The 22,706-nt window shown below is 39.0% G+C and carries 21 protein-coding genes; 7 read left to right on the plus strand and 14 right to left on the minus strand.

Annotated elements, in window-relative coordinates; genetic code table 11:
* Positions 1-12: 12 nt before the first annotated feature.
* Positions 13-1,014: a glycosyltransferase family 2 protein gene (locus tag VB711_RS18910; protein WP_323287775.1), complete on the minus strand. Its 1,002-nt coding sequence runs from the start codon at positions 1,012-1,014 to the stop codon at positions 13-15.
* Positions 1,015-1,331: 317 nt separating this feature from the next.
* Between VB711_RS18910 and VB711_RS18915 the strand changes: the two genes are divergently transcribed.
* The 6 genes from VB711_RS18915 (at position 1,332) to VB711_RS18940 (ending at position 7,005) form a co-directional block, all read left to right on the plus strand.
* Positions 1,332-1,769 carry a PqqD family protein gene (locus VB711_RS18915; RefSeq protein ID WP_323287776.1) on the plus strand — a complete coding sequence of 146 codons (438 nt, stop codon included), beginning with the start codon at positions 1,332-1,334 and terminating at the stop codon, positions 1,767-1,769.
* Positions 1,766-2,806, plus strand: coding sequence for a nucleotidyltransferase family protein (locus tag VB711_RS18920; RefSeq protein WP_323287778.1), 1,041 nt, complete (start codon positions 1,766-1,768; stop codon positions 2,804-2,806). Before VB711_RS18915 ends, VB711_RS18920 begins: the two co-directional genes overlap by 4 nt.
* Positions 2,803-3,897: a serine kinase gene (locus tag VB711_RS18925; protein ID WP_323287779.1), complete on the plus strand. Its 1,095-nt coding sequence runs from the start codon at positions 2,803-2,805 to the stop codon at positions 3,895-3,897. Before VB711_RS18920 ends, VB711_RS18925 begins: the two co-directional genes overlap by 4 nt.
* Positions 3,898-3,978: 81 nt before the next feature.
* Positions 3,979-5,487 (plus strand): tetratricopeptide repeat-containing sulfotransferase family protein, encoded by a 1,509-nt coding sequence (locus tag VB711_RS18930; RefSeq protein WP_323287780.1) that lies wholly within the window; start codon positions 3,979-3,981, stop codon positions 5,485-5,487.
* Between the two features lie 113 nt (positions 5,488-5,600).
* A complete protein-coding gene (locus VB711_RS18935) occupies positions 5,601-6,290 on the plus strand; it encodes a glycosyltransferase family A protein (protein WP_323287781.1) in 690 nt (229 codons plus the stop codon).
* A 37-nt stretch (positions 6,291-6,327) separates the two neighbouring features.
* Entirely contained in the window at positions 6,328-7,005 is a 678-nt protein-coding gene (locus VB711_RS18940) for a glycosyltransferase family 2 protein (RefSeq protein WP_323287783.1), read from the plus strand.
* A gap of 283 nt (positions 7,006-7,288) precedes the next feature.
* Here VB711_RS18940 and VB711_RS18945 read toward each other — a convergent pair whose 3' ends face one another.
* From VB711_RS18945 to VB711_RS18980, 8 genes are all read right to left on the minus strand, one after another.
* A complete protein-coding gene (locus tag VB711_RS18945) occupies positions 7,289-7,978 on the minus strand; it encodes a glycosyltransferase (RefSeq protein WP_323287784.1) in 690 nt (229 codons plus the stop codon).
* 32 nt (positions 7,979-8,010) lie between these two features.
* Positions 8,011-8,772 (minus strand): NAD(P)-dependent oxidoreductase, encoded by a 762-nt coding sequence (locus VB711_RS18950; RefSeq protein WP_323287785.1) that lies wholly within the window; start codon positions 8,770-8,772, stop codon positions 8,011-8,013.
* A 17-nt stretch (positions 8,773-8,789) separates the two neighbouring features.
* Complete coding sequence (locus VB711_RS18955; protein WP_323287786.1) at positions 8,790-9,497, minus strand: glycosyltransferase family 2 protein; 708 nt, start codon at positions 9,495-9,497, stop codon at positions 8,790-8,792.
* A 101-nt stretch (positions 9,498-9,598) separates the two neighbouring features.
* Entirely contained in the window at positions 9,599-10,660 is a 1,062-nt protein-coding gene (locus tag VB711_RS18960) for a glycosyltransferase family 1 protein (RefSeq protein WP_323287787.1), read from the minus strand.
* A 55-nt stretch (positions 10,661-10,715) separates the two neighbouring features.
* Complete coding sequence (locus VB711_RS18965) at positions 10,716-12,128, minus strand: tetratricopeptide repeat protein (RefSeq protein ID WP_323287788.1); 1,413 nt, start codon at positions 12,126-12,128, stop codon at positions 10,716-10,718.
* A complete protein-coding gene (locus VB711_RS18970) occupies positions 12,100-13,413 on the minus strand; it encodes a nucleotidyltransferase family protein (protein WP_323287789.1) in 1,314 nt (437 codons plus the stop codon). Before VB711_RS18970 ends, VB711_RS18965 begins: the two co-directional genes overlap by 29 nt.
* A 300-nt stretch (positions 13,414-13,713) precedes the next feature.
* A complete protein-coding gene (locus VB711_RS18975; protein WP_323287790.1) occupies positions 13,714-15,492 on the minus strand; it encodes an ABC transporter ATP-binding protein in 1,779 nt (592 codons plus the stop codon).
* A 16-nt stretch (positions 15,493-15,508) separates the two neighbouring features.
* Complete coding sequence (locus tag VB711_RS18980) at positions 15,509-16,231, minus strand: C40 family peptidase (protein ID WP_323287791.1); 723 nt, start codon at positions 16,229-16,231, stop codon at positions 15,509-15,511.
* A gap of 22 nt (positions 16,232-16,253) precedes the next feature.
* Between VB711_RS18980 and VB711_RS18985 the strand changes: the two genes are divergently transcribed.
* Positions 16,254-17,189, plus strand: coding sequence for a serine hydrolase (locus tag VB711_RS18985; RefSeq protein ID WP_323287792.1), 936 nt, complete (start codon positions 16,254-16,256; stop codon positions 17,187-17,189).
* Positions 17,190-17,267: 78 nt separating this feature from the next.
* Here VB711_RS18985 and fba read toward each other — a convergent pair whose 3' ends face one another.
* From fba to psbB, 5 genes are all read right to left on the minus strand, one after another.
* Positions 17,268-18,341, minus strand: a complete 1,074-nt coding sequence (gene fba / locus VB711_RS18990) for a class II fructose-bisphosphate aldolase (protein WP_323287794.1) — start codon at positions 18,339-18,341, stop codon at positions 17,268-17,270.
* A gap of 333 nt (positions 18,342-18,674) precedes the next feature.
* Entirely contained in the window at positions 18,675-19,409 is a 735-nt protein-coding gene (locus VB711_RS18995; protein WP_323287795.1) for an HAD family hydrolase, read from the minus strand.
* A gap of 92 nt (positions 19,410-19,501) precedes the next feature.
* A complete protein-coding gene (locus tag VB711_RS19000; protein ID WP_323287796.1) occupies positions 19,502-20,665 on the minus strand; it encodes a 30S ribosomal protein S1 in 1,164 nt (387 codons plus the stop codon).
* Positions 20,666-20,942: 277 nt separating this feature from the next.
* On the minus strand, positions 20,943-21,050 hold the full coding sequence (locus VB711_RS19005) for a photosystem II reaction center protein T (protein ID WP_323287797.1): 108 nt from the start codon (positions 21,048-21,050) through the stop codon (positions 20,943-20,945).
* 80 nt (positions 21,051-21,130) lie between these two features.
* Positions 21,131-22,660 carry a photosystem II chlorophyll-binding protein CP47 gene (gene psbB / locus VB711_RS19010; RefSeq protein ID WP_323287798.1) on the minus strand — a complete coding sequence of 510 codons (1,530 nt, stop codon included), beginning with the start codon at positions 22,658-22,660 and terminating at the stop codon, positions 21,131-21,133.
* Positions 22,661-22,706: the final 46 nt, after the last annotated feature.

Raw genomic sequence — 22,706 nt, forward strand, 5'->3', positions numbered from 1 at the left:
ACTATTGTTACGTTACTTAACATTTTTTGCCACAACTTCCCGCACCCGATATATCGGTCGTCCTTGGGATTCATGGTAAGTACGCATTAATAATTCTGTCAAAAGCCCAAAACAAAACAACTGTACACCAGTTACTAACAATAAAACTGCCAAAATCAATAAAGGCCGATCACCAATCGACTCATTTAAAAATAACTTAATAAAAGTCAAATAAATTCCTATTCCTGACCCAGAAACCATCGAAATTAAACCCAAAATCCCAAAAACGTGCATGGGTCGGGTGAGAAACTTCTTCATAAACAGAATAGTCAACAAATCCATCAATACCCGAAAAGTCCGCCAAATTCCATATTTACTCCGGCCAAAACGTCGGGCATGATGACGCACGGGTACTTCCGTAATTCTCGCCCCTTCAATATAGGCCAAAGCAGGTAAAAAGCGGTGTAATTCCCCGTAAAGGTGCATATCTGCGACTAATTCGGCGCGATAGGCTTTGAGAGAACAACCATAATCGTGAATATACACGCTAGTAGTGCGGCGAATTAACCAATTTGCAATTTTTGAAGGAAGTAAGCGATTTATCGCCCCATCTTGGCGATTTTGCCGCCAACCACTGACCAAATCATAGCCTTCCTCTAGCTTTGCTAATAACATGGGGATATCAGCCGGATCATTTTGCAAATCTGCGTCTAGAGTGACGATCGCTCTCCCTGTGGCATAATTAAAACCAGCAGACATGGCGGCGGTTTGTCCATAATTACGTCGCAAAATTACCGCTTTTAAATCTGGGCGAATTTTAGCCTGTTCCTTCAAAAAATCCCCAGAACCATCCTTTGAACCATCATCTACACAAATAATCTCATAACTCAACTCACTAGCACCCAGAGTAGAAGAAATCGCTGCTAGTAACAAAGGCAAACTTTCCACTTCATCATGCACTGGCACAACCACCGATACATCAGGAACAATTTCTAATACCACTCCATTCTCTTCAAGTAACTTTTGGGAAATCACGCTACTCCTTTTGATAATTCAAAAATTATATCAGGTCATACCATTTCTTGATGAAGCCGCGCTTATGTAACCTGATCTTTTTATTCTCTGTGTCCTCCGCGCCTCTGCGGTTTGTTCCTTTTTAAATTTGGCGCATCTTTATACAGAATCGAAGTCTCAGCCTTAAAAATCATACAGGATAAGCCTTTCCCTCCTGCCATAGCTTAACCGAAACCTATTGTTTTGGTATTTAGCTTGGATTATGACTTGCATTAATACCAAAAAATATTGTATTGTGTAAACCTAAAATACTCAATAGTCAAATTGTAAAAATTGCTATGGTAATGGTTCAAGTGTTTCGAGTTAATAGTCCTCAAGTTGCTTGTGAAACTATTGATGGAGAAGTTGTAATTGTTGATCTTGATCATGGTCACTATTACAGTTTGCTAAAAACTGGCGCGGATTTGTGGGGTTGTGTTGAGCGTCATCTCGATCGCTATCAGATGATCGAAGAAATTGGACAAAAGTATGATGGGACTATTGAAGAGATTACTGCGGCAATTGATGAGTTTCTTGACCAATTGCAACAAGAAGAGTTGATTGTGGTTGATCCTACTATTACACCAGGAACTATTAATAGTCAAGTTAGTAATCAAAAGCCCAAATTTGAGAAACCGATATTAGAAAAGTTTACAGATATGGAAGATTTGCTACTACTAGATCCTATTCATGAAGTGGATGTAGATGCTGGATGGCCAAATGTGAAAACAAAATGAGTTTAGATTTGAGTGATGGCGTAGCTGCCCGCCAAGGGCTTCGCTTTGGTTACTTTGATAGTTATCGACTAGAATTATCACACAAATATTTACTCAAAGCCGCAGTTTTAACAGGGGAAATAGTGTTAACAGCTTGGCAAAATTGGCGGGATTTAGTTGATATCGAAACTTTAGATTCTAATTCCTATTCATTGTTGCCTCAGTTGTATCAAAATTTATTAGCTCATGGGATTAATGATGGCGAAATGGCCAGGCTCAAGGGGATCTATCGTCGTTGTTGGTATGCTAATCAATTGCAACTAAAATCCCTACAAGCAATATTATCTAGTTTAAAGGAAAGGGGCATTGAAGGGATTGTCTTAGGAAATGCCGCTTGGGGTGGGTTAGGTAAAACTAAAATTGAAAACTATCGCCTAATTTCTAGTTTTCATCTCTTGATTAATGCTGATTGTTTAGAGTTAGCAATTGAGCATTTAGCCTCGCTAAATTGGTATAGGGTCGATGGTCATACCCAACATTTTACGGAATTACGCAATAATTTTGATTCATCGCTGAATTTACCGCTTTATTTGCAAGAACATCTCTTTTGGGCGATTCCCCAAGATTATACAGATAGGCAAGTGTGGTATTATGCAACTGCGGATTGGAGTAGTGAGGCTGGCTGGCGGTTGAGTCCAACGGATCAGTTTCTTGATGGATGCGCTCGAATGTTTTTTAGAGGGCGATCGCTCAAGTCATCAAGTCCACAAATACATAGAATTGCAGATGCTTTTCTGTTAATTGCAAATCTAGAAAATGATTTGGATTGGATACGGTTGATTACACAGGCACAGCGATATCAAATGATTTTGCCTCTGGGAAATATGTTACAACTTTTGCAGCAGTTATTTTCAGTAGAATTACCAACTTGGGTATGGCCGGCGCTTTGGCAAATGCCGATCGCTAATAGGGAATGGGTAAAATATCGAGTTTTAGATGGCGATCGCCGTTCTATGATTCGTTCGGTGATTGTCCAATTTTTAGAATTATTAAAATGAACCTTCACCCTAATTGGAGTATTGCTGAAAGTGATCGCCTTACTTATTTTCAACTGGTATATACAGGCTTTGAAAGGGCTGCTCAGATTGCCAGTGAGGTGCAGTATTTTTATGCAATTGGCAAGTATAAGATATGTCTGAGGTTTGCAGGGGATGGGCTGATTCCCCAGATTACGCCTGCATTGTCTCATCTCTCCATAGCCCCAGTTCCTCAGCCTGATCTAACGATTTGCTTATGGGATAATGCCTCAAGCAAAACACAATTGCCATTATTAATTGATAGCCTGTTATCCCTAATCAGAAGACATTGGGCAGATTATCTCGGTCCACGCAAAGAGATCAAAGCCTATGATGGCGATCGCATTCGCAGCAATTTTCATATTGGTCCGAATATTCTCAGTGTCCTAGATCGAGAGCAAAATTTAGCTTGTTATTGGATTGACAATGCTGAAGATATTCCCTATTGGGAAAAAGGTTCACCTCTGCAAACTATTTTGAATTGGTGGATGAGCGATCATCAACATCAATATGTTCACGCAGGAGCGATCGGTAATCTTGATGGTGGTGTTTTGTTAGCGGGAAAAGGTGGATCTGGCAAATCTTCCACTGCGTTGACTTGTATTAATAGTTCGCTGCTCTATGTCAGTGATGATTATTGTTTAGTCACCAGTGATCCTCTACCCTATGTTTATAGTCTCTACAACACCGCCAAATTGAAAGGACAAGCGGATCTAGAACGATTTCCCCATTTAGCGGATCTTGTTGATAATAGCGATCGCTTAGAGAATGAAAAAGCAATGCTATTTTTACATCAACATCATCCCCAAAAAGTCGTAAAAGGATTTCCCATTAAAGCGGTGCTAGTTCCTCAAATCACCGGGAAACTAGACACCCATCTGCGCCCCATCAGTGCAGGAGTAGCCTTACGCGCCCTAGCCCCTAGTACCATCTTTCAATTAGCTGGTAGTGGACAAACAGCATTACAAATCATGTCAAGTTTAGTTAAACAAGTTCCTTGCTATATTTTGGAACTTGGTACAGATATGGTACAAATTCCTGATATAATCCTCCGGTTACTTTTACAGACTTAACTATTTTTTCAGTCGGATAAACTGTTACTTTACTGATTTCACCAATTACAACATTTACAATCAAAAAAATAATTCATTACCATGAACTTACTCCAAACTTTAAAGCAGAAAAAGCGGATTTTGGGAACACTGCGAAACAAATTAAAAATTACCTATTATCAGGCAGTGATCCAACTGAAACCAACATTACCAGAACCTCACTTTCAGCTAGGAAAATTTCTTGCAGAGAGGAAAGATTACCCAGCAGCGATCGCTTGTTATGAAAAGGCAATTACCCATAAACATCCTGAACCATGGAAAGTCTATTATTGCTTAGGAAATACGCTGAAAAAATCACGACGCTTTGAATTAGCCATATCTGCCTATCAAAATTCAGTGGCAATCAATCCAGAGTTTTTCTCTGCTTACCAAGAAATGGCAGAGTCATTTTTGCAAATGTCACAATGGGATATGGTGATAAAGTCCTGTAAAAATGCAATTAAAGTAGATCCTAATATTTTTTGGGTTCACTATTATTTGGGTAAAGCTTTGCTGAGAAAAAAAAATTGGGAAGAGGCAATTCAAGCCTTTCAACAGGCAATCGCAATCGATCCTTGTTACTATTACACCTATCAATTTCTTTCTGAAGCTTATCAGTCTACGGGGCAGCACGAGGAGGATGCTAAAGCATGGAAATATGGGATTAAACATAACCCTAAAGTATCAGAATTTTATAGAGGATTGGGTGATGTTTTAACACAACAAAATCAGATTCCTGAAGCGATCGCTGCTTACCGTCAAGCCAGTCAAATGTTGATCCAAGTATCCCATCCTCATATTAAAACATCTTCCCAAAACATCACAACCCTGACTCCTCCCAATTTTATCATTATCGGCATTACTAAAGGAGGAACAACTTCTCTTTATAGTTATTTAACAAAACATCCACAAATTTTACCTGCTATCCGTAAAGAAATTAATTTTTGGATCAATCGCCAGGGAAGTTTTGATAGAGGTCTAGATTGGTACTGTTCTCACTTTCCACAAATTTCCCCAGATCAAACTTGGATTACTGGAGAAGCAACACCATTTTATTTGTTTTATTCCAAAGCATCTGAACGACTAGCTCAAGTTTTTCCCCAGACAAAACTGATTTTACTGCTGCGTAACCCCATTGATCGAGCAGTTTCCCACTACTATATGAATGTGGCACAGGCACGAGAAGATCGTTCTTTAGAGACAGCCCTAATTTCAGAACTAGATTTCCTCAAGACACACCCGGAAACAGATTGGGTAAATTCTCAGATTGGCAGACGTTACCTTATTTGGGGTTTATATTTAAAATTTATTCAGGAATGGTTAGAATGGTTTCCCAGAGAGCAATTTTTGATCTTAAAAAGTGAAGATTTGTTTAAAGACCCGAATACTAACGTCAATCAGATTTTTGAGTTTCTGGGGGTAAAGCCCTATAAACTTCCTAGCTATCCCATTGAAAATAAAGGCTATTACGCTCCTGTTTCGGAATCTCTAAGTCAAGATTTAAGCGTATTTTTTAAGCCTCATAATCAAGCATTAGAGCAATTCTTAGGTCAAAAATTTAATTGGGATTAGTACCACAGTGAAATTAGAAGTTAAAATGAATCCAAATACATCAATCAATTTTTTTTAGCAGGTATTAAACACCTAATCAAACGCGGTTTTTAGAAAAACTATCTAAATAAGTTATGGAAGATAATCCTTTAGTTACTGTCATTATCCCAGTGTATAATTACGCTAATTATATAGCCGCAACACTTGACAGTGTATTTGCTCAAACCTATTGCCCAATCGAAGTTATTGTTGTGGATGATGGCTCAACAGACAACAGTGCTGACATTGTGCGTAGTTATCCAGAAGTACAATATTTTTATCAATCAAATCAAGGTGCAGCCGTAGCTCGTAATATGGCGATCGCTCAGTCCACGGGTGAATATATTGCCTTTTTGGATGCAGATGATTATTGGAAGCCGAATAAGCTGAAAGTCCAAATGAAATACATGATGGACAACCCAGAGATCAGGATTACGGCTACAAATGTTTTTAGTTTCCTAGAACCAGATACTCAAGTTCCAACTTGGTTTAAATCAGAGCGAGAACTTGGCGAAACTAATGGCATGGTTCTAAGTTCAATCGTAGTACACAAGGCAGTTTTTAGGGAAATTGGAGATTTTTCCCCTCCCTTTTTCCCCAGTGAAGATACAGAATGGTTCTGTCGAGTTAAAGATGCTCAAATTTCTTTAGTTATTCTCCCCATACCTTTAACCTTGAGAAGACTGCATGGCTCTAACTTAACTTGGCAAATGATTACAACGGCTTCATCTCGTACCCTAAGAATTTTTCGGGAATCGCTGATCCGTAAATCCCGCTCAAATTAAATTATAAATACCCAATTAATTTGCTAAAAACAAAATTATGCAAGAGTTGAGAATTAGTGTGATTGTTGTAGTGCAGAACGGACAATGTTATCTATCAAAAGCAATAGAGAGTATAATTAAACAAACTCATCAAGCTGATGAAATTCTGGTGGTAGATGGTCATTCAACAGACAATACAGGTAACATTGCGAAATCCTATCCCAACGTTAGATATATTAATCAACAAGGAAAAGGTTTAGCCAATGCAAGAAATACTGGTATTGACAATGCAACTGGCGAATTAATCGCTTTTCTTGATCATGATGACTATTGGACTTTGGATAAATTGGAGGTTCAAATAAGGGCTTTCACAAACTCCCCAAACATTCAATATAGTTATGCCAATCTCAAGTTATTTTTAGAATCAGGATGTAAGCTGCCAAATAGATTTAAGTGTCAACAATTTCCAGAATATCAAGTTGGTCGCACTCCAGGAACATTATTGGTTCGTAAGTCTTTATTTGCACAAATAGGTAATTTTAATCCTAATTTTATTATTGGCTGTGATGTTGATTGGTTTGCTAGGGCAAAGGATGATCAAATCAGTGCAGCATACATACCACAAGTTTTGCTTCATAAACGTGTGCATACCAATAATCTTTCTGCCAATGTTAGGACTAATCAAGAAGAGATTATGCAAATACTTAAACAATCTCTTCAGCGTCAGCGTCAATAGTCTACTGATGGCGACGGTTCAACATTTTTTTAAGTATTTGTAATGTTTGGATATGCCCAAATTTAAGTAATCCGTTTTTTTATAGAAGATAGGACTTACGCACTGTACAAAATGCAGATGATATGTATGAAGGAAATTGCCTAGTTTCACGCTTTTGTCATCCCATATTAGTGCGGTGCGTCAGATAGAGGAAGTCTGTTAGATGCTCAATTATCGGGTCTGACGCACCCTACAAGAGATAGAATTGATAATGCTTATTTAATAGATTCTGTCAATGCGTAACTCATAGAAGATTAGTCTTTTGTCTTTTAATTGATTTTCTTAAAATACCTAAAATTTCTTGATTGTTAACAATGGCATTGGCAGAAAGGTTGTTATTATGAACCCTTTTGTAGAGAAGGACTTCAGGTATTACAAACATAGATATATTTTGGTCTTTTGCCCGTGCGAACCAGTCTACATCGCTGGCAATTGTTAAATTTGGATCAAACTGACCGATCAAATCAAAGACTGTTTTATATACTACTAAAGTCCCCGGTATTCTGGCAACCTGTTCTTTCTGGAGTAGTTTTGATTTGAAACCGGTGGGGATAGGTTGTGTTGGGTCGGCTAAGATAAAGCAGCAATGAGCGATCGCAGCCTGGACTTCTGGATGTTGAATTAAGTAATCTACCTGTAATGCTAACTTATTAGAAGCCCAGTAGTCGTCATGATCTAAAAAGGCAATTATCTCTCCTTTAGCAGCATTTAGTCCGGTATTCCAGGCATCAGCTAAACCCCTACCAGTATGGCGCAAGTATACAACTTGAGGATAGCCCTTAGCGATCGCTGCTGTGCGATCGGTAGACTTGTCATCAATGACTAATATCTCAACTTTTGGGTAGGTTTGACTAACAATACTGTCGATTGCTTGAGCTAAATATTTTTCGCCGTTTTGAACTGCAATAATAGCACTAACGAGGGGTTGACTCATTATTTTCCTAAAAGCAAAGATATTTCTTTAATTTAGCTCAGAAAACTCCTGAAGTAGATTTCCGCATTATCTTCAGGTTCGTATCCTAACAGTTTTTGAACATTGGTGATATCCCAATAGCGGCGGGTGTTGCCAGAAACTGCATAAAAAATCTGAAAACCAAGATTGTCATGCTCTAGCGATCGCCTAACTATTTGTGCTAAATCTCTAGAACTGCACCAATTTGATAATATCGGATCATTGGGAGCATAAATTTTCGGTTTAGTGTGAAACCAGCCAATCCGCAAACAGATCACCGACATCCCATAGCGATCGCTAAAATATTGCCCTAATGCTTCACCAAATGCTTTCCCCACTGCATACAAAGAATCAGGGCGCACAGTTTGTTCTGGTGTAATGTTAGATTCTCCTTCTACTTCCCGCCATCCTGAAACATGATAGGTACTGGCATAGATAATTTTTTTTACTCCCGATTGACGGGCGGCTTCAAATATGTTGTAAGTGCCATTGATCCCGCTATTATAAACATCTTGCCAAGGTTGGTCAACATTAGGATTTGCTGCTAGATGAATTACCGCGTCCACACCAGTCATAACTTTAAGAACAGCCTTAAAATTAGTGATATCCACACGACGAAAATCTTTGGTTTGGGGAACATGAAGGCGATCAATACAACGAAACTCATAATCACCATCCAGTTCATGTTGTAGAGATGTGCCAATCTTCCCAGCCGCACCGGTTAATAAAATCAATTTCTTTATCGTCGATTCACGGGTTCTCAAAAAGTTAAACATGACAGTTTTGTAAATACCTAAGATTCTGGGTTTAAAAGTCTCTGTTTTGTACGTTGTCGATCTAACTTGGCTTTAATCAGGTGCAGTCGTTCATTTGCGTATTGACGTTCTGTAATTCCATTATTGCTTTCATGTAGTCGGCGGTAATAGATCACATCTGGAATTGTAATTTGTTGAAGTTGATGTTCCATCGCCCAGATATACCAACTAATATCAGGACTTGTTTTGAGATTGGTGTTAAAATTTCCTACTCTCAAGAAAGCCGATCGCTTGATCAACATAGCAGTAGAAAGATGCGCCGCAATTGGTTTTTCTGGACAGCGAATCCTGCTTCTGAAGTTTTCATCTAGTTCTGGGCTATAAAAATTTTGAGCATGGCCAAAGACTGCTTCTATATCTGGGTTAGCAATAAAGACGGCCATTTGTTTTGCTAGTTTGTCTTTTACCCAAATATCATCAGAATCCAGAAAGGCGAGAAATTTACCATTAGCCAGAGCAATTCCAGCATTTCTAGCAGCACCGATGCCACCATTAGTTTGATAGTGATATTTTAAGGGATAGCTTTGGGCAATTTCGCCACTGCGATCGCTCGATCCATCATCAATCACAATTAACTCGATGCTAGGATAGGTTTGATTTAAAACACTTTCGATAGCTTCAGCTAAATAGCGATCGCGATTATAGCAGGGAATAATAACACTAATTAGTGGAGAATTTTGAGTCATTTGTCAACATAAATTCAATTGAGGATCAGAAAGAGGAAAGGTGCAATTAATAGACGGTTAAATAGCAAAACCTTTATTACTTGAATAAGGATATTATAAAATTAAGCCTTTCTCAACTCAATTTGTTTAATTGCTTTTTCGGGTTTTTGAAGTTGAAAAAGTTTATTAAAAAATATATGTTCCCACTCCAATGCGAAATTCCTTGGAATCCCTTCTTGATCATAAATACCTTGAATGATATTAATTAGAATGAGACGATGTTGTTTGATTTTTTCGATAACTTTATAACGAATATAATCAGGAGAAATATTTCGCCGAATTAATTTATCCACACCTTCTTTCACTGCTTCTGGATCATCGGCAACAATTAATACATACTCATCATCAAAAAATACATCTCGTCCACCTTTACTTTTAGTTGAAACAATTGGTAAACCGCTTAATAAATATTGAATACTAGCATACATAGCACCTTCAATGTTAGATAAACAGAGTCCTACTCTACAAGCATTCAAACATTCATTAACGGTAGATGGTGGTAAAAGTTTATAGTTTTGAAATAAAGCTTGATTAAAAAAGTGACCATGAGGGAATAGTGACTTAATTTCTTGATAACAATTCACATCTTTAACAACATCATAATAATAAACAAAAGCAATACTATCAATATATTTTGCTAAATAATGCCTTTTAAACCTAGTTAATTTTGCATCATAAACAGCATCAAATTTTTTATTAATAGAAGAGATAGGTCGAAAAATTCTTTCATCTATTAGAGAATTTTGATTACAAAAAAAAGCATTTAATTCATATTCTTGAAAAATCTTTTGCTGCTGCAATGTATTACATAAATGAATGAATTTATGTTTAGGGTATTGATGAAGATGTTGGATTTCAAGTTGTCTAATTTTTTCAACTTCATCGGTATCCTCCATATCCCAGCACCAAGTTTTCAAAAAATAAGAATTTTCATTTTGGAGATAATTGAATATTGATGTAAAAGGTGCGTGTCCCGAATCATTGGGAGAGCATGATAAGTAAAAAATAGGCGGTTTAGTTGAAATTAATGAATATGTTGTAGTGTGTTGAGTATATTTTTTAAGGTGCTGTTGATAGAGTTCAGGACGCTTGATATAAAATTGTGAAAGTTTAGAAAATTCCATCTATTACCTCCATAAATTAGTTTTTTATAACCAAAGACAATTGTATATTAGAGTATTAAATACTCCTGTATACTTCACTTTTACACAAGCTTTCCAGAAAGTAATCAGCCGAAAGTTTATGTCTAGTTTCACAAGATTTTAGGTACTGATGCGTCTCTAGAATTAACACAGTATCCAATGCTTTTTCTGCGGCCTCTTCTAGCGTCTGGAAATACATCGGATAGTCGTCACCCAAATATTCTTTCACCGCCGGATGAGGATTTACCAATAAAGGTGTAGCACGAGCGATACACTCAATTATGGCATTATTTGCACTAGAATCATACAGATCCACAAAGGCAATATTCCTGGATAGTAGCTCATCATAGGCATCGTCGGGAATATGTTTGATAACAGTTGTATTCTCAACATAAGCTGGATCAACTTGAATTTTATAAATCTTCCCTTCAATTTTCATTAGTTGAGCTAATATCTGTTCTGATGATTCAAACAAAAAACCTAATCTGACTTTTTCGTAACCAAGAGAGTTACCTTTAGCTAGAGGTAATTGATAAATTGAGTGTAACTTCCGCAACCACCAACCAATCTGCACTACTTTTTTCTGAGGATTAGCGAGAAATTGATGAAAATCAAATTGTTTTTCGGGAGTTTCAGTGGGATGAATTAATACCGAAACTGGTTTGCCTGTTTCTTTCTTTAGCCAATCGCCATAATAGTTAGAGAGTGCAAACAATCCCACGCAGTGAGGCAAACTATCTTGCCAAATTTGGTTCTCAAATAGTTTTCTGGGTGATCTATAATAATGAAACCAGATGGGCATCCTGTGGGGGTTGTGCAGAAACCCCACCCAAGGAGTTTTATAAGGGATAATGCCCTTTTCTTCTGAGTTTGCTAAACTCTGAAAAACTCCATCAGCCCGCATTTTTTCTAATATCCGGGGCGTTCTCTTACCAAATCTATGATCTTGAAAGAGGAATTGATTTTCTAAGAAGCCATCAAACAAAATACCTTGGGGATTGTGTAAAGAACTGATCGCTTGAATTGCAAAATTCCACCCACTACGATGAGGAGCAAAAACTTTTTGTTGTCCGAGATTAATTTTTCCTGTGGTTATATTTTGTTGTTTTTCGGTAGGGAAATACAGGTTTTCTGCTTTCCTATTTGGAGGCATTTGTGTAGAATTAGTTTTTTTGCGCCAGCCTAAACATTGATAATAAAATGAAAGATCAGTGGCATTAAAGTCAATGGCTAAAGCTTGATCATAGTATTCAATTGCTTCTGCTATCCGTCTTTGCTTGAGCATCAGGTTTCCCAATTGTTGATAAGCAGGTAAAAAGTCTGGTTGCAATATTAAGCTTTCCTGATAGCGATCGCCAGCATTTTTTAAGTCACCACGTAATTGCCAAGCATTTCCTAATTTAAATTGGGTTAAAGCCGGGTTATTGTTTTTGTTTAGTTCCAGATTCATAGATGTTTGGCAGCAGGTACTCTAGTAATACGCGGATGGGACGGACAAAGTAATACAGAAAAAATAATTGCTGAGGAAGTTTTAAAAATTGGCGATCGCGTTCATTAGGTAAAAATAATCTTCTCACAAAAAAATACAAATATAATAAAATTATTGAAAATGATTGATCAAACCACCAACGATTTAATGATCCATCTAGTGTTTTTAACGGTAAAATATATGCCAAGTACAGATTGCGGATAGGCAATAGGATTCCATTTTGATAGAAGATTTGCTGTAAATTACTCTCTAAAGAATTAATCAACGAAATATCTGTGTCAAGATATCTAATCTGAATAAATTTTGATTCAATATGATCTGGTACAGAAATATTTAAGACATTTTGGGTGATGTAAATTCCCAGTAAAAAAAGTTTCTCACATCGCAACTCTGAAGATATTTGCAGGGTTAAATGCCAATCTAAATCAGGATATGCTTGGATCACTTGGGCAACATCACAAATTTGTTTAAGCGATCGCAATATTCCATGATCTTTAGCCAGATTCACACTTTGAATAATTAAGCCTATTTCAGGAATAAATGTTGTGATAGATTGACCCATGAGCGTCATCGGTTGACGATATTCCCACAGGCGATCGTAATGATTAGAGTTCCAAGCTCGTCTAGGTGGAATACCCCAATGTAAGTCTATACTACGTTGTGGGTTGCTATGCAGTAATGATGGTTCAAATCTGGCATTAAACATTGCTGCTTCCGGGGTTTTATCAGACAAAGAAATTTGCAAAGTTCTCTCAACTTCATCAATTTCAGCCTCTTCTGAGTGATTAGAGTGATAGCCTTGACTAATTAAAACTGCTTTAGCTGTCCAAAAGTCCTGTCTCCGCACCAAAATATCAAGATCATTAAACTGGCGCAAAGTCACATTACCATAAGCTGATGCTGCTAGTGCTGGTCCTTTAAAAGCGATCGCTTCAATTCCTGCCTTTTCTAATTGGGTTAAAATTCTTAATAGTTCTCTAGTTTGAGATAAGTTATTTAATCCATTCATTCGATTGAGTGTTTGTAGTTGTACCATGACTGAGTGCGGTACACAATCAACTTCCTTAATACTTTGATAAAACAAGGGCATTATACCCTGGGCGATGCTAATTTCTATCAATTCAGACCAGTTAAGATCATCTTTTAATAATTCATTGATTTCGTTGAGGGTTGTGGTGTGAAAATGGAATTTTAGACAAGCAAGTAAAGCGATTACTTCAGAATTTTTAGATACTATCTTATCCATGATTGGTTATTGGTGAGTAATTTTTTGTTTTAATCCAACACAGTTGAGTTAAGCCGAAACTCTTTTTTAAACTAACCACAGAGGCACAGAGAACACAGAGAAATGAGAAGAACAAATTTTTCCCGGATTTATCACCACAATTCTCAAAGCCTTATAAAATCTAGATTCCGGTTTTTCACACTGCATCAAAAAATAACCTGTCAAAAATGTCTGAAACCTAATTTGGGTAAGGATTATGGGGAATGCCTTCGCGGAACTTGTGAGAAATGCGGGTTTAATCCTGTAATTCTGACTCCTAGATTATTGATAATTTTTAGCTTGAATCGTAAATAAATCAGCATATTTACCATTGAGAGACATAAGTTGATCGTGAGTTCCACTTTCTACAATTTCGCCCTCATGCAATACATAAATTCGATCTGCTGTTTTCACATTAGCTAGTCTGTGGGTAATCAAAAGGACAGCGCGATCGCCCATTATTTCGCGAAACTTCTGGAATACAGCCGCTTCTCCATAGGCATCCAGGCTACTAGTCGGTTCATCTAATATTACTAACTGAGCATCTCGCAAAAAAGCCCGAGCCAAGGCTATTTTCTGCCACTGACCACCACTCAATTGTTCTCCACCCTTAAACCATTTACCTAACTGAGTTTCATACTCTTGAGGTAAATCTTTGATAATAGCATCAGCGCCGGAATATTGAGATGATTCTATAATTTTTGGAGAATCAGGTGATAAATCAATGTTACCAAGCCAGATATTTTCTTTTGCTGTTAGTTGATAACAGTTATAGTCTTGAAAAATTACACTAATCTGACGCTGTAAATCATTAATCTTAAAGTCTTTAACATTAATTCCATCAATAGTAATACTACCGCTAGTTACATCATAAAGACGACACAACAATTTAACTAGGGTAGTTTTTCCAGAACCATTTTCTCCAACCAGTGCAATTACTTCTTTAGGGGCAATTTTAAGATTAACTTGCTTGATTGCCTTCCTTGAAGAATTTTGATGTCTAAAACTAACATTATCAAAAACAATACCCTGTTGTATTTTAGATGGCATTGGTTTGGGATACATAGTTTCATCTATCCCATTTTTGAGAGCTAAAAAGTTAAATATATCCGAAAGAAATAAATTATTTTCATGCAGTCCACTTAAACTAGAAATCAACTCTCTCAAGGCATTTTGTCCCCTCTGGAAGGCTTGACTATACAACACTAAATCACCCAATTGAAACTTGCCGTAAATTGTTTGATGTATAATAAATAAATATGTTGCGATCATCAACAGCCCAGTAAAACCTTGAGAAATTAATCGCATGAGAGATTGCCGAATTGTAATAACAAGTTTTTCTTTAAACAGTTGTTGTCTGATGTGATAAAATCTTTGAATAAAAAAATCACCTAAATTAAATAGTCGAATCTCTTTTGCCGGTTGATCTCCTAATAGTAAATGTCCAAAGTAGTTGGCTTTACGTTCTATCTCAGTTTGACGACGTTGCCACTTGTAGATGGATTTTGATTGCCAAAAGCGTATGAACATTGTCGGTATTGAAGCAAGTAATAATATTGCAAATAGCCGCCAATTTAAGGAGATTAATATTCCAGAGATGACTATTAAAGAAACAACATTTTGAAAAGCAGTAGTTAAATTGCTTAACATTCGGGTGGGACGGTGTGGGGCTTCCCATGTAGCACGTTCTAAGATATCTTGTTTTTCAGGGCTTTCGTAGGATTCTAAATCAATGGCGATCGCTTTCTGAAAAATTTTGATCTGCATATAATCTGTAACTTTTTGTGCTAAGGTTGTTGAGCATAATTCAGTAATTACAGTATTAAGGTTATTCCACAATATAATTACACCAGCATTGATCAACAGCAAGATAATATCAGCAAAAATCTCCTGTTTATTTTTAATGCTGATACTCAAAGCAATGCGATCTACAATTAGTTTGATTATGTACAGTAATCCAATAGGCAATATACTCTGAATGAAATTAAAAGTTATATTGGCAATCATCCACTTTGGAGAACTTTGCCAAACTAGATTAATTGCACGTTTGATATTTTTCATTAAGCTAAATTTGGTTTTATTGTTCTGATCTACTTACCAACATCTGTGGTTGATAACTCTTAACAACTCTACCAGCCCCCCGTAACTGTTGATAATATGACTGACTAATTATATCTCCCTGTTCCGAAAGTTGATCAATGGCAATTCCATCCCGTCCTTTCTCTTTTCCAGAACTGTGGATATAATAGCGATCGCCCAAAGATAAACCGACATGGGTAGCTTTTGCGGGAGTACCAAAAAATACTAAATCCCCTGGTTGCAATTCACTGATAGGAATTGGTTGAGTAAAACTTTCTTGTTGATAAGCATCTCTCGGTAGCCACACACCCACGGAAGCAAAAGCCGCTTGCATTAATCCAGAACAATCGTAATTTGGCGGTACAGTTCCACCCCAAAGGTAATAATTAGGTTCTTGCATTGCTGCATGGGTAAAACTGATGACCTGGGGGAGCAAATTTTTAATCTCAAATTCCAACAAAGTTGAAGCCTGATAAGGTACAGTAACAAGTTGTAACAAACCCCAATCAGCAACAGATACCCACCCAGGATAATCATCCTCAAGTAAATATACCCCCATAGCTAAATCTTGATCATTTGATGTTACCCGTAAATGTCGCCCAGTAGCGGCTTGAGTTGCCAAGCGTATACACTCAGAAGAATCATATATATTTAGGTCAGCAAGACACTGATATTCTGCTAATTTGAATTTTGGGATGTGGGATTGAGGATTATTCATCATTCTTTCAGGTAAGTAACTAAAAATGGTATTTTTTAATCAAGACGAACAGCTAGAAAAGCTAGGTAATAGCATTTTAGAAGCAACTTGGGCAGCATTTCCTACTTTAGCCCCTAATCAAATTGCCTTAACTTGGATAGTTTACGATCCTCCCGTACCCGTAAATACAGGAGGGGCGCTGACTCCTAATGCTTTTTGGAATCATCCTGTGCGGGGGTTTAATTATCGCGGTTTAGAGAGCATCTATCCTGCTAGTGTGGTTAAATTATTTTATCTGGTGGCTATGCACGAATGGCTAGAAAAAGGCATGAGCCAAACTTCCAAAGAATTGGAACGAGCCATGGGTGATATGATAGTTGATTCTAGCAATGATGCCACCAGCTTAGTTGTAGATGTCCTCAGTGGGACTACTTCCGGTGCAGAATTAGCCCCCGGACCCTTTGAGACTTGGAAATATCAGCGTCAGATTGTGAATCGCTATTACCAGTCTTTGCGGTGGGAAGAAATGAAGAGTATTAATGTTTGCCAAAAGACTTGGGGTGATGGACCCTATGGACGGGAACGGGCTTTTTATGGAGAGATGTTTGAAAATCGGAATATGCTTTGTACCAATGGGACTGCCCGATTATTACATAGTATAGTTGGTGGAGTGGCGGTTTCTAGTGGGCGATCGCAATCTATGATGGCTTTACTCAAACGCAACCTTAACTCTCACGAATTACCCGAAAATGGAGACGAAGACCAGGTAAGAGGCTTTCTAGGGGGTGGATTACCTGAAAATAGTCAAATTTGGTCAAAAGCTGGTTGGACAAGTTCAGTGCGTCATGATGCGGCTTATATCGAATTACCAAACCAACGTTCTTATTTGTTAGTTGTATTTACAGAAGGTAAAGCACAGGCTAAAAATCGGGAAATTTTACCCTTTGTTTCTCAAAAAGTGGTTGAAGCGATTAGCAATTGATCAAATATAGCAGGAGTCAGGAGTCAATAAAATTTTTGGGGCATAGCATCGCTACACCCCAATTATCATCCTGCCAAATTAAACTTTAGCAGCCGCTCTCATTACCAATTCGCCCTTAGCATACTTAGCAGCAAAATCTTCTAAAGAAACTTGCTTAATCTTGCTTGCGTTACCAGCAGTACCGAACTGTACATAACGGTCAGCACAAACCTTCTGCATATATTTAATCGAAGGCTTGAGGAAGTGACGAGGATCAAATTCCTTGGGATTAGCAGCCAAAGCTTCACGGACAGCCGCAGTGATAGCCAAGCGGTTATCGGTGTCGATATTTACCTTACGAACACCACTCTTGATGCCTTTTTGAATTTCTTCTACAGGTACACCGTAGGTTTCAGGAATAGCACCACCAAATTGGTTAATCAATGCAATCAAATCTTCGGGTACAGAAGAAGAACCGTGCATTACCAAATGGGTGTTAGGTAAACGGCGGTGAATTTCTTCAATGCGGCTAATAGCCAAAATTTCGCCAGTAGGCTTACGGGTAAACTTGTAAGCACCATGACTTGTACCGATCGCTACAGCCAAAGCGTCTACTTGAGTTGCTTCTACAAAGCTAACAGCTTCATCGGGGTCAGTTAATAATTGAGAATGGTCAAGAGTACCTTCAAAACCGTGACCATCTTCAGCTTCACCTGCACCGGTTTCTAGAGAACCCAAACAACCTAGTTCACCTTCAACGCTGACACCCAAAGAGTGAGCTACGTTCACAACTTCGCTGGTAACTTTAACGTTGTACTCAAAGCTGGCTGGAGTCTTAGCATCAGATTCCAAGGAGCCATCCATCATGACGCTAGTAAAGTTGTTCTTAATTGCTGAGTAGCAAGTAGAAGGCGCATTACCATGATCTTGGTGCATGACAATGGGAATCTGAGGGTAGGTTTCTACCGCCGCCAAAATCAGGTGGCGCAAGAAGTTTTCACCGGCATAGTTACGTGCGCCGCGAGAAGCTTGTAAAATAACGGGGCTATCTGTGTCAGCCGCCGCTTTCATGATTGCTTGAATCTGTTCTAAGTTATTAACGTTAAAAGCTGGGATGCCGTAGCCGTTCTCAGCCGCGTGATCTAAAAGCAGCCGCATTGGTACAAGCGCCATATTATAGTCCTCCTAGTTTGTTTGTCGGTTAATCAGTTAAATAGAAGCGTAATTTTTATCTTAATCTAATTGTTACGCTAATCTTAAGAGTTTTTTCAACTTATAGGAAATTATAACTACTCGTGGGGTCTGATGCTGAAAAAATTTGCGATGTCATTTATTAATATGCTCTATGCTCATCGTTGAGGTCTGTCTAATCAATCACAGCATCAATAACACATTTGGTAGTTTTTCATCTTCTATTTTAGCATAAGTCAAGAAAAGTCAGGGTGTATGGCAATAGAACCCTACTTAATCCCCACAACAATTTTTAACACCAACCTACTTATTCTCCTAATCTTCGACAATCTGAATTTGATCAAGCTGATTAATTACCACATCTGCCCCTTTGACATTACCTGAATTACCAATCCAAGTAATACCTATACAACCAGCAGCATGAGCATTACGAGCCATTTGCATATCACCAGCAGAATCACCTACCATTAGTGTTGCTCTTGGTTCTACACCCAGGGCTTGACAAGCTTGTAAAAATAGGATTGGATCTGGTTTACTTGGTCCTTCGTCAACTCCCATGGATAATTGAATATAATCACTTAATTGGTGAATAGCGACAAATTTCTGCACATTTTCAGATGATGCGGCTGAAAGAATACCCAATTTTAACCCTGCTGCTGATAGGTATTTTAAAACATCTAAGCTACCGACAAATAAGGGTGAAGGGGTTTGATCAATGTATTGTTGTGCTTCTTCTAGGGCTTGACGAGCGATCGCTATTGATTCAAACCATCCTCTCCCAGTTTCAGCAATATAAGCGGCCGCTGCAATTTCTGTTTCTCGACGACTGGCCACGGATATTAAACCTGCTGGATCTAAAGTATCTCCATTAATACCAAAAGCCATTAATAAAGGTTCTCCAACTCCCGGAATCTGCGCGTCTATGATCCGCGCTCCTTTTTGTCCCAGCGCCCTTAAAAAAACTTCTGAATCTTCTAATGTACCATTTTTATCAAATAGTATTGCTTGAATATTAGGAAACGTAATATTTTTACATTGAATCGTTACCAAAAGATGCAACCTCCATTTAAAAAAGTTAATAAAAAAAGAGGGAAAAGCCCTCTTAATAGTTTAATTTGTAGATATTTAAAACTACAAATATATTACCCTTCAATAGCTACTGGAACGTCACTATTATCTTCTGTTGCTGGTGGAATTTCTTCTTCGGCTACAGTTTCCGCTTCCACAGGTGCAACTTCTACTGGTGCAGCATCTACAACTTCCGTTTCAACAGGTGCAACACCTTCGACTGCTTCGACTGCTTCAACTGCTTCAACTGCTTCAACTGCTTCAACTGCTTCAACTGCTTCAACTGCTTCAACTGCTTCTACGGCTTCCACAGGTGCAACAACAATACCTTGCTGTTTAGCTAACATTTGTTCCCGATACTTAGCTGCCATTTCTTCAGCCTTATCATAAACCAAATCACGGTTTTTAATCATGTCACCGGGTTCTGGTTCTAGTTGCTTGGTAGACAAGGAAATCCGACCTCTTTCTGCATCTAAATCAATAATCATGACTTTTACTTCGTCATTGACATTGAAGACGCTGTGAGGTGTGTCAATATGCTCATGGGAAATTTCCGAGATGTGCAGTAGTCCACTGACACCGCCGATGTCGATAAATGCACCGTAAGGTTTAATACCGCGAACAGTACCAATCACAACTTCGCCAACTTCCAAGCGGTTCATCTTCCGCTCAACCAGCGCCCGACGATGGGAGAGAACTAAGCGGTTACGCTCTTCGTCTACTTCTAAGAATTTCAATGGTAGTTCTTCACCTACCAAATCTTCCTTGGGTTTGCGTGTACTGATATGAGAACCGGGGATAAAGCCTCGTAATCCCTCGATTCTGACCAATGCACCCCCACGATTGGTAGCAAATACGCCAGAGCGGACAGTAGCATCTTCTGCTTGCAACTGCCGTACTCTCTCCCAGGCTCTCATGTATTCAATCCGACGAATGGACAGGGTTAGCTGACCATCTTCGTTTTCATCGGTGAGGATAAAAAATTCCCGTGTTTCGTTTGACTGTAAGACTTCTTCCGGGGCATCTACCCGGTTAATAGACATTTCTTGTATCGGTATATATGCTGCTGTCTTAGCACCTATGTCAATCAGAGCGCCGCGCGGCTCTATACTGAATACTGTACCTGGTACAACGTCACCAGGGCTGAAGTGATAGTCGTACTTGTCAAGTAGAGCAGCGAAATCTTCGTGAGTGAATCCAATTTCTGTAGCGGTTATGGTTAAGTTCTGATTGACCATGCTAATTTGTTCCTGGTTTTAGTCTCCGTAAAGGTTGTGTCATAAGTGCATTATTTTATGTAAGGTGCTTGACGATAGTCTAGTCCCACATTTTTTTTATCCTAGCTTATAAAAGCTGGTGTTAACACATATCAACTTCCAGATAGACCATTATATCATATATTGAGTTATTAGTCATTAGTTCAACTATTAATTTGCTTAATTTGAAAAACATATCCGTTACTACTGCTGTGGTAGCAACGGATGTGGGGTGTATATTCCCTGGGAATTTTGCTAATTATTTCTTCTCTCTTCTTTCAAAGCGGGGGGGTTCACGAAAGGCGATCGCAAAAAAGAGAACACCAATTGCCAAGGTCAAAATCAAAATGTATGCAACGCTTTCCATATTAAAAGTTCCTAGTAATCAAGGGAAAGGGAGGAACAGGGGAAAGGAGTGATCCTTAAAGCCCCAATATTCCCCAGAAATTAGAGAGCTTCTTTCCGGCGGGTTGTTTTGTCACCCACTTTTTGGAATAGACCCCATTCGACTTGTTCTTCTAAATCGGCTTCTACACCAGCAAATACGTCGCGGTAGATTGTGCGAGCGCCGTGCCAAATATGACCAAAGAAGAATAACAGAGCAAATACAGCGTGACCAAAGGTAAACCAACCTCTAGGAGATGTACGGAATACACCATCAGAGTTTAATGTTTCCCGGTCAAAGTCAAATATTTCGCCACCTTGGGCTTTACGAGCATACTTTTTAACGTCAGCAGGCTCAGTAAAAGTCTTGCCATTGAGATCGCCACCGTAGAAACTAACGGTAACGCCGGTTTGTTCAAAACTATACTTGGATTCTGCCCGACGGAAGGGAATGTCAGCGCGGACGATTCCATCATTGTCGGTCAAAACTACGGGGAAGGTTTCAAAGAAGTTGGGCAGACGACGGACTGTTAATTCTCGTCCTTCTGCATCTGTGAATACTGCGTGTCCTTGCCAAGATTGAGCAATACCATCACCTTTTACCATCGCTCCTGTACGGAATAGACCACCTTTGGCGGGACTATTGCCTACGTAATCGTAGAAAGCGAGTTTTTCGGGAATTTTTGCCCATGCTTCAGTCAGGGTAGCACCTTGGGAAACATCTGTTTGCACACGGCGCTGAATTTCTTGACGGAAGTAGCCTTGATCCCACTGATAGCGGGTGGGTCCAAACAATTCTATGGGGGTGGTAGCACTACCGTACCACATAGTACCAGCTACGACGAAAGCGGCGAAGAATACGGCCGCGATACTGCTGGAAAGGACTGTTTCAATGTTACCCATCCGTAGGGCTTTGTAGAGCCTTTCGGGGGGTCTAACGGTGAGGTGGAATAAACCAGCGATAATGCCAACTACACCGGCAGCAATGTGGTGAGCCACTACGCCACCGGGGTTATATGGGTTAAACCCAGCCGGACCCCATTCTGGTGCTACTGCTTGAATGCTACCAGTTATGCCGTAGGGGTCAGAAACCCACATTCCTGGTCCAAATAGTCCAGTTAGGTGGAATGCACCAAAACCAAAGCAAAGTAAACCGGATAAGAACAGGTGAATGCCAAACATTTTTGGCAAGTCGAGGGCGGGTTCGCCTGTGCGGGGATCTCTAAAGAGTTCTAAGTCCCAGTAAACCCAGTGCCAAACGGCTGCTAGGAATAATAACCCAGAGAGAACAATGTGAGCAGCAGCAACGCCTTCAAATGACCAGAAACCGGGGTCTTTTGCTAGTCCACCGGTGACGCTCCATCCACCCCAAGATTCGGTAACGCCTAAGCGTGACATGAAGGGGAGTACGAACATCCCTTGTCTCCACATGGGGTTAAGGATTGGATCGCTAGGATCATAAGTTGCTAGTTCGTAAAGTGCCATTGAGCCAGCCCAGCCTGCTACTAGGGCTGTGTGCATCAAATGGACTGAAATTAGACGACCTGGATCATTCAAAACGACGGTATGTACTCTATACCAAGGTAGTCCCATTGACTAAACTCCTCCTGGATTGGTGATTTTCAAAGCAATTTTTTTA

The sequence above is a fragment of the Cronbergia sp. UHCC 0137 genome (assembly GCF_034932285.1).
In the GTDB taxonomy this organism is placed as follows: Bacteria; Cyanobacteriota; Cyanobacteriia; order Cyanobacteriales; family Nostocaceae; genus Cronbergia.

Coding starts and splice junctions, on each gene's coding strand:
- VB711_RS18915 (WP_323287776.1), top strand. CDS start 1,332: ATGGTAATGGTTCAAGTGTTTCGAGTTAATAGTCCTCAAGTTGCTTGT.
- VB711_RS18920 (WP_323287778.1), top strand. CDS start 1,766: ATGAGTTTAGATTTGAGTGATGGCGTAGCTGCCCGCCAAGGGCTTCGC.
- VB711_RS18925 (WP_323287779.1), top strand. CDS start 2,803: ATGAACCTTCACCCTAATTGGAGTATTGCTGAAAGTGATCGCCTTACT.
- VB711_RS18930 (WP_323287780.1), top strand. CDS start 3,979: ATGAACTTACTCCAAACTTTAAAGCAGAAAAAGCGGATTTTGGGAACA.
- VB711_RS18935 (WP_323287781.1), top strand. CDS start 5,601: ATGGAAGATAATCCTTTAGTTACTGTCATTATCCCAGTGTATAATTAC.
- VB711_RS18940 (WP_323287783.1), top strand. CDS start 6,328: ATGCAAGAGTTGAGAATTAGTGTGATTGTTGTAGTGCAGAACGGACAA.
- VB711_RS18945 (WP_323287784.1), bottom strand. CDS start 7,978: ATGAGTCAACCCCTCGTTAGTGCTATTATTGCAGTTCAAAACGGCGAA.
- VB711_RS18950 (WP_323287785.1), bottom strand. CDS start 8,772: ATGTTTAACTTTTTGAGAACCCGTGAATCGACGATAAAGAAATTGATT.
- VB711_RS18955 (WP_323287786.1), bottom strand. CDS start 9,497: ATGACTCAAAATTCTCCACTAATTAGTGTTATTATTCCCTGCTATAAT.
- VB711_RS18960 (WP_323287787.1), bottom strand. CDS start 10,660: ATGGAATTTTCTAAACTTTCACAATTTTATATCAAGCGTCCTGAACTC.
- VB711_RS18965 (WP_323287788.1), bottom strand. CDS start 12,128: ATGAATCTGGAACTAAACAAAAACAATAACCCGGCTTTAACCCAATTT.
- VB711_RS18970 (WP_323287789.1), bottom strand. CDS start 13,413: ATGGATAAGATAGTATCTAAAAATTCTGAAGTAATCGCTTTACTTGCT.
- VB711_RS18975 (WP_323287790.1), bottom strand. CDS start 15,492: ATGAAAAATATCAAACGTGCAATTAATCTAGTTTGGCAAAGTTCTCCA.
- VB711_RS18980 (WP_323287791.1), bottom strand. CDS start 16,231: ATGATGAATAATCCTCAATCCCACATCCCAAAATTCAAATTAGCAGAA.
- VB711_RS18985 (WP_323287792.1), top strand. CDS start 16,254: ATGGTATTTTTTAATCAAGACGAACAGCTAGAAAAGCTAGGTAATAGC.
- fba (WP_323287794.1), bottom strand. CDS start 18,341: ATGGCGCTTGTACCAATGCGGCTGCTTTTAGATCACGCGGCTGAGAAC.
- VB711_RS19000 (WP_323287796.1), bottom strand. CDS start 20,665: ATGGTCAATCAGAACTTAACCATAACCGCTACAGAAATTGGATTCACT.
- VB711_RS19005 (WP_323287797.1), bottom strand. CDS start 21,050: ATGGAAAGCGTTGCATACATTTTGATTTTGACCTTGGCAATTGGTGTT.
- psbB (WP_323287798.1), bottom strand. CDS start 22,660: ATGGGACTACCTTGGTATAGAGTACATACCGTCGTTTTGAATGATCCA.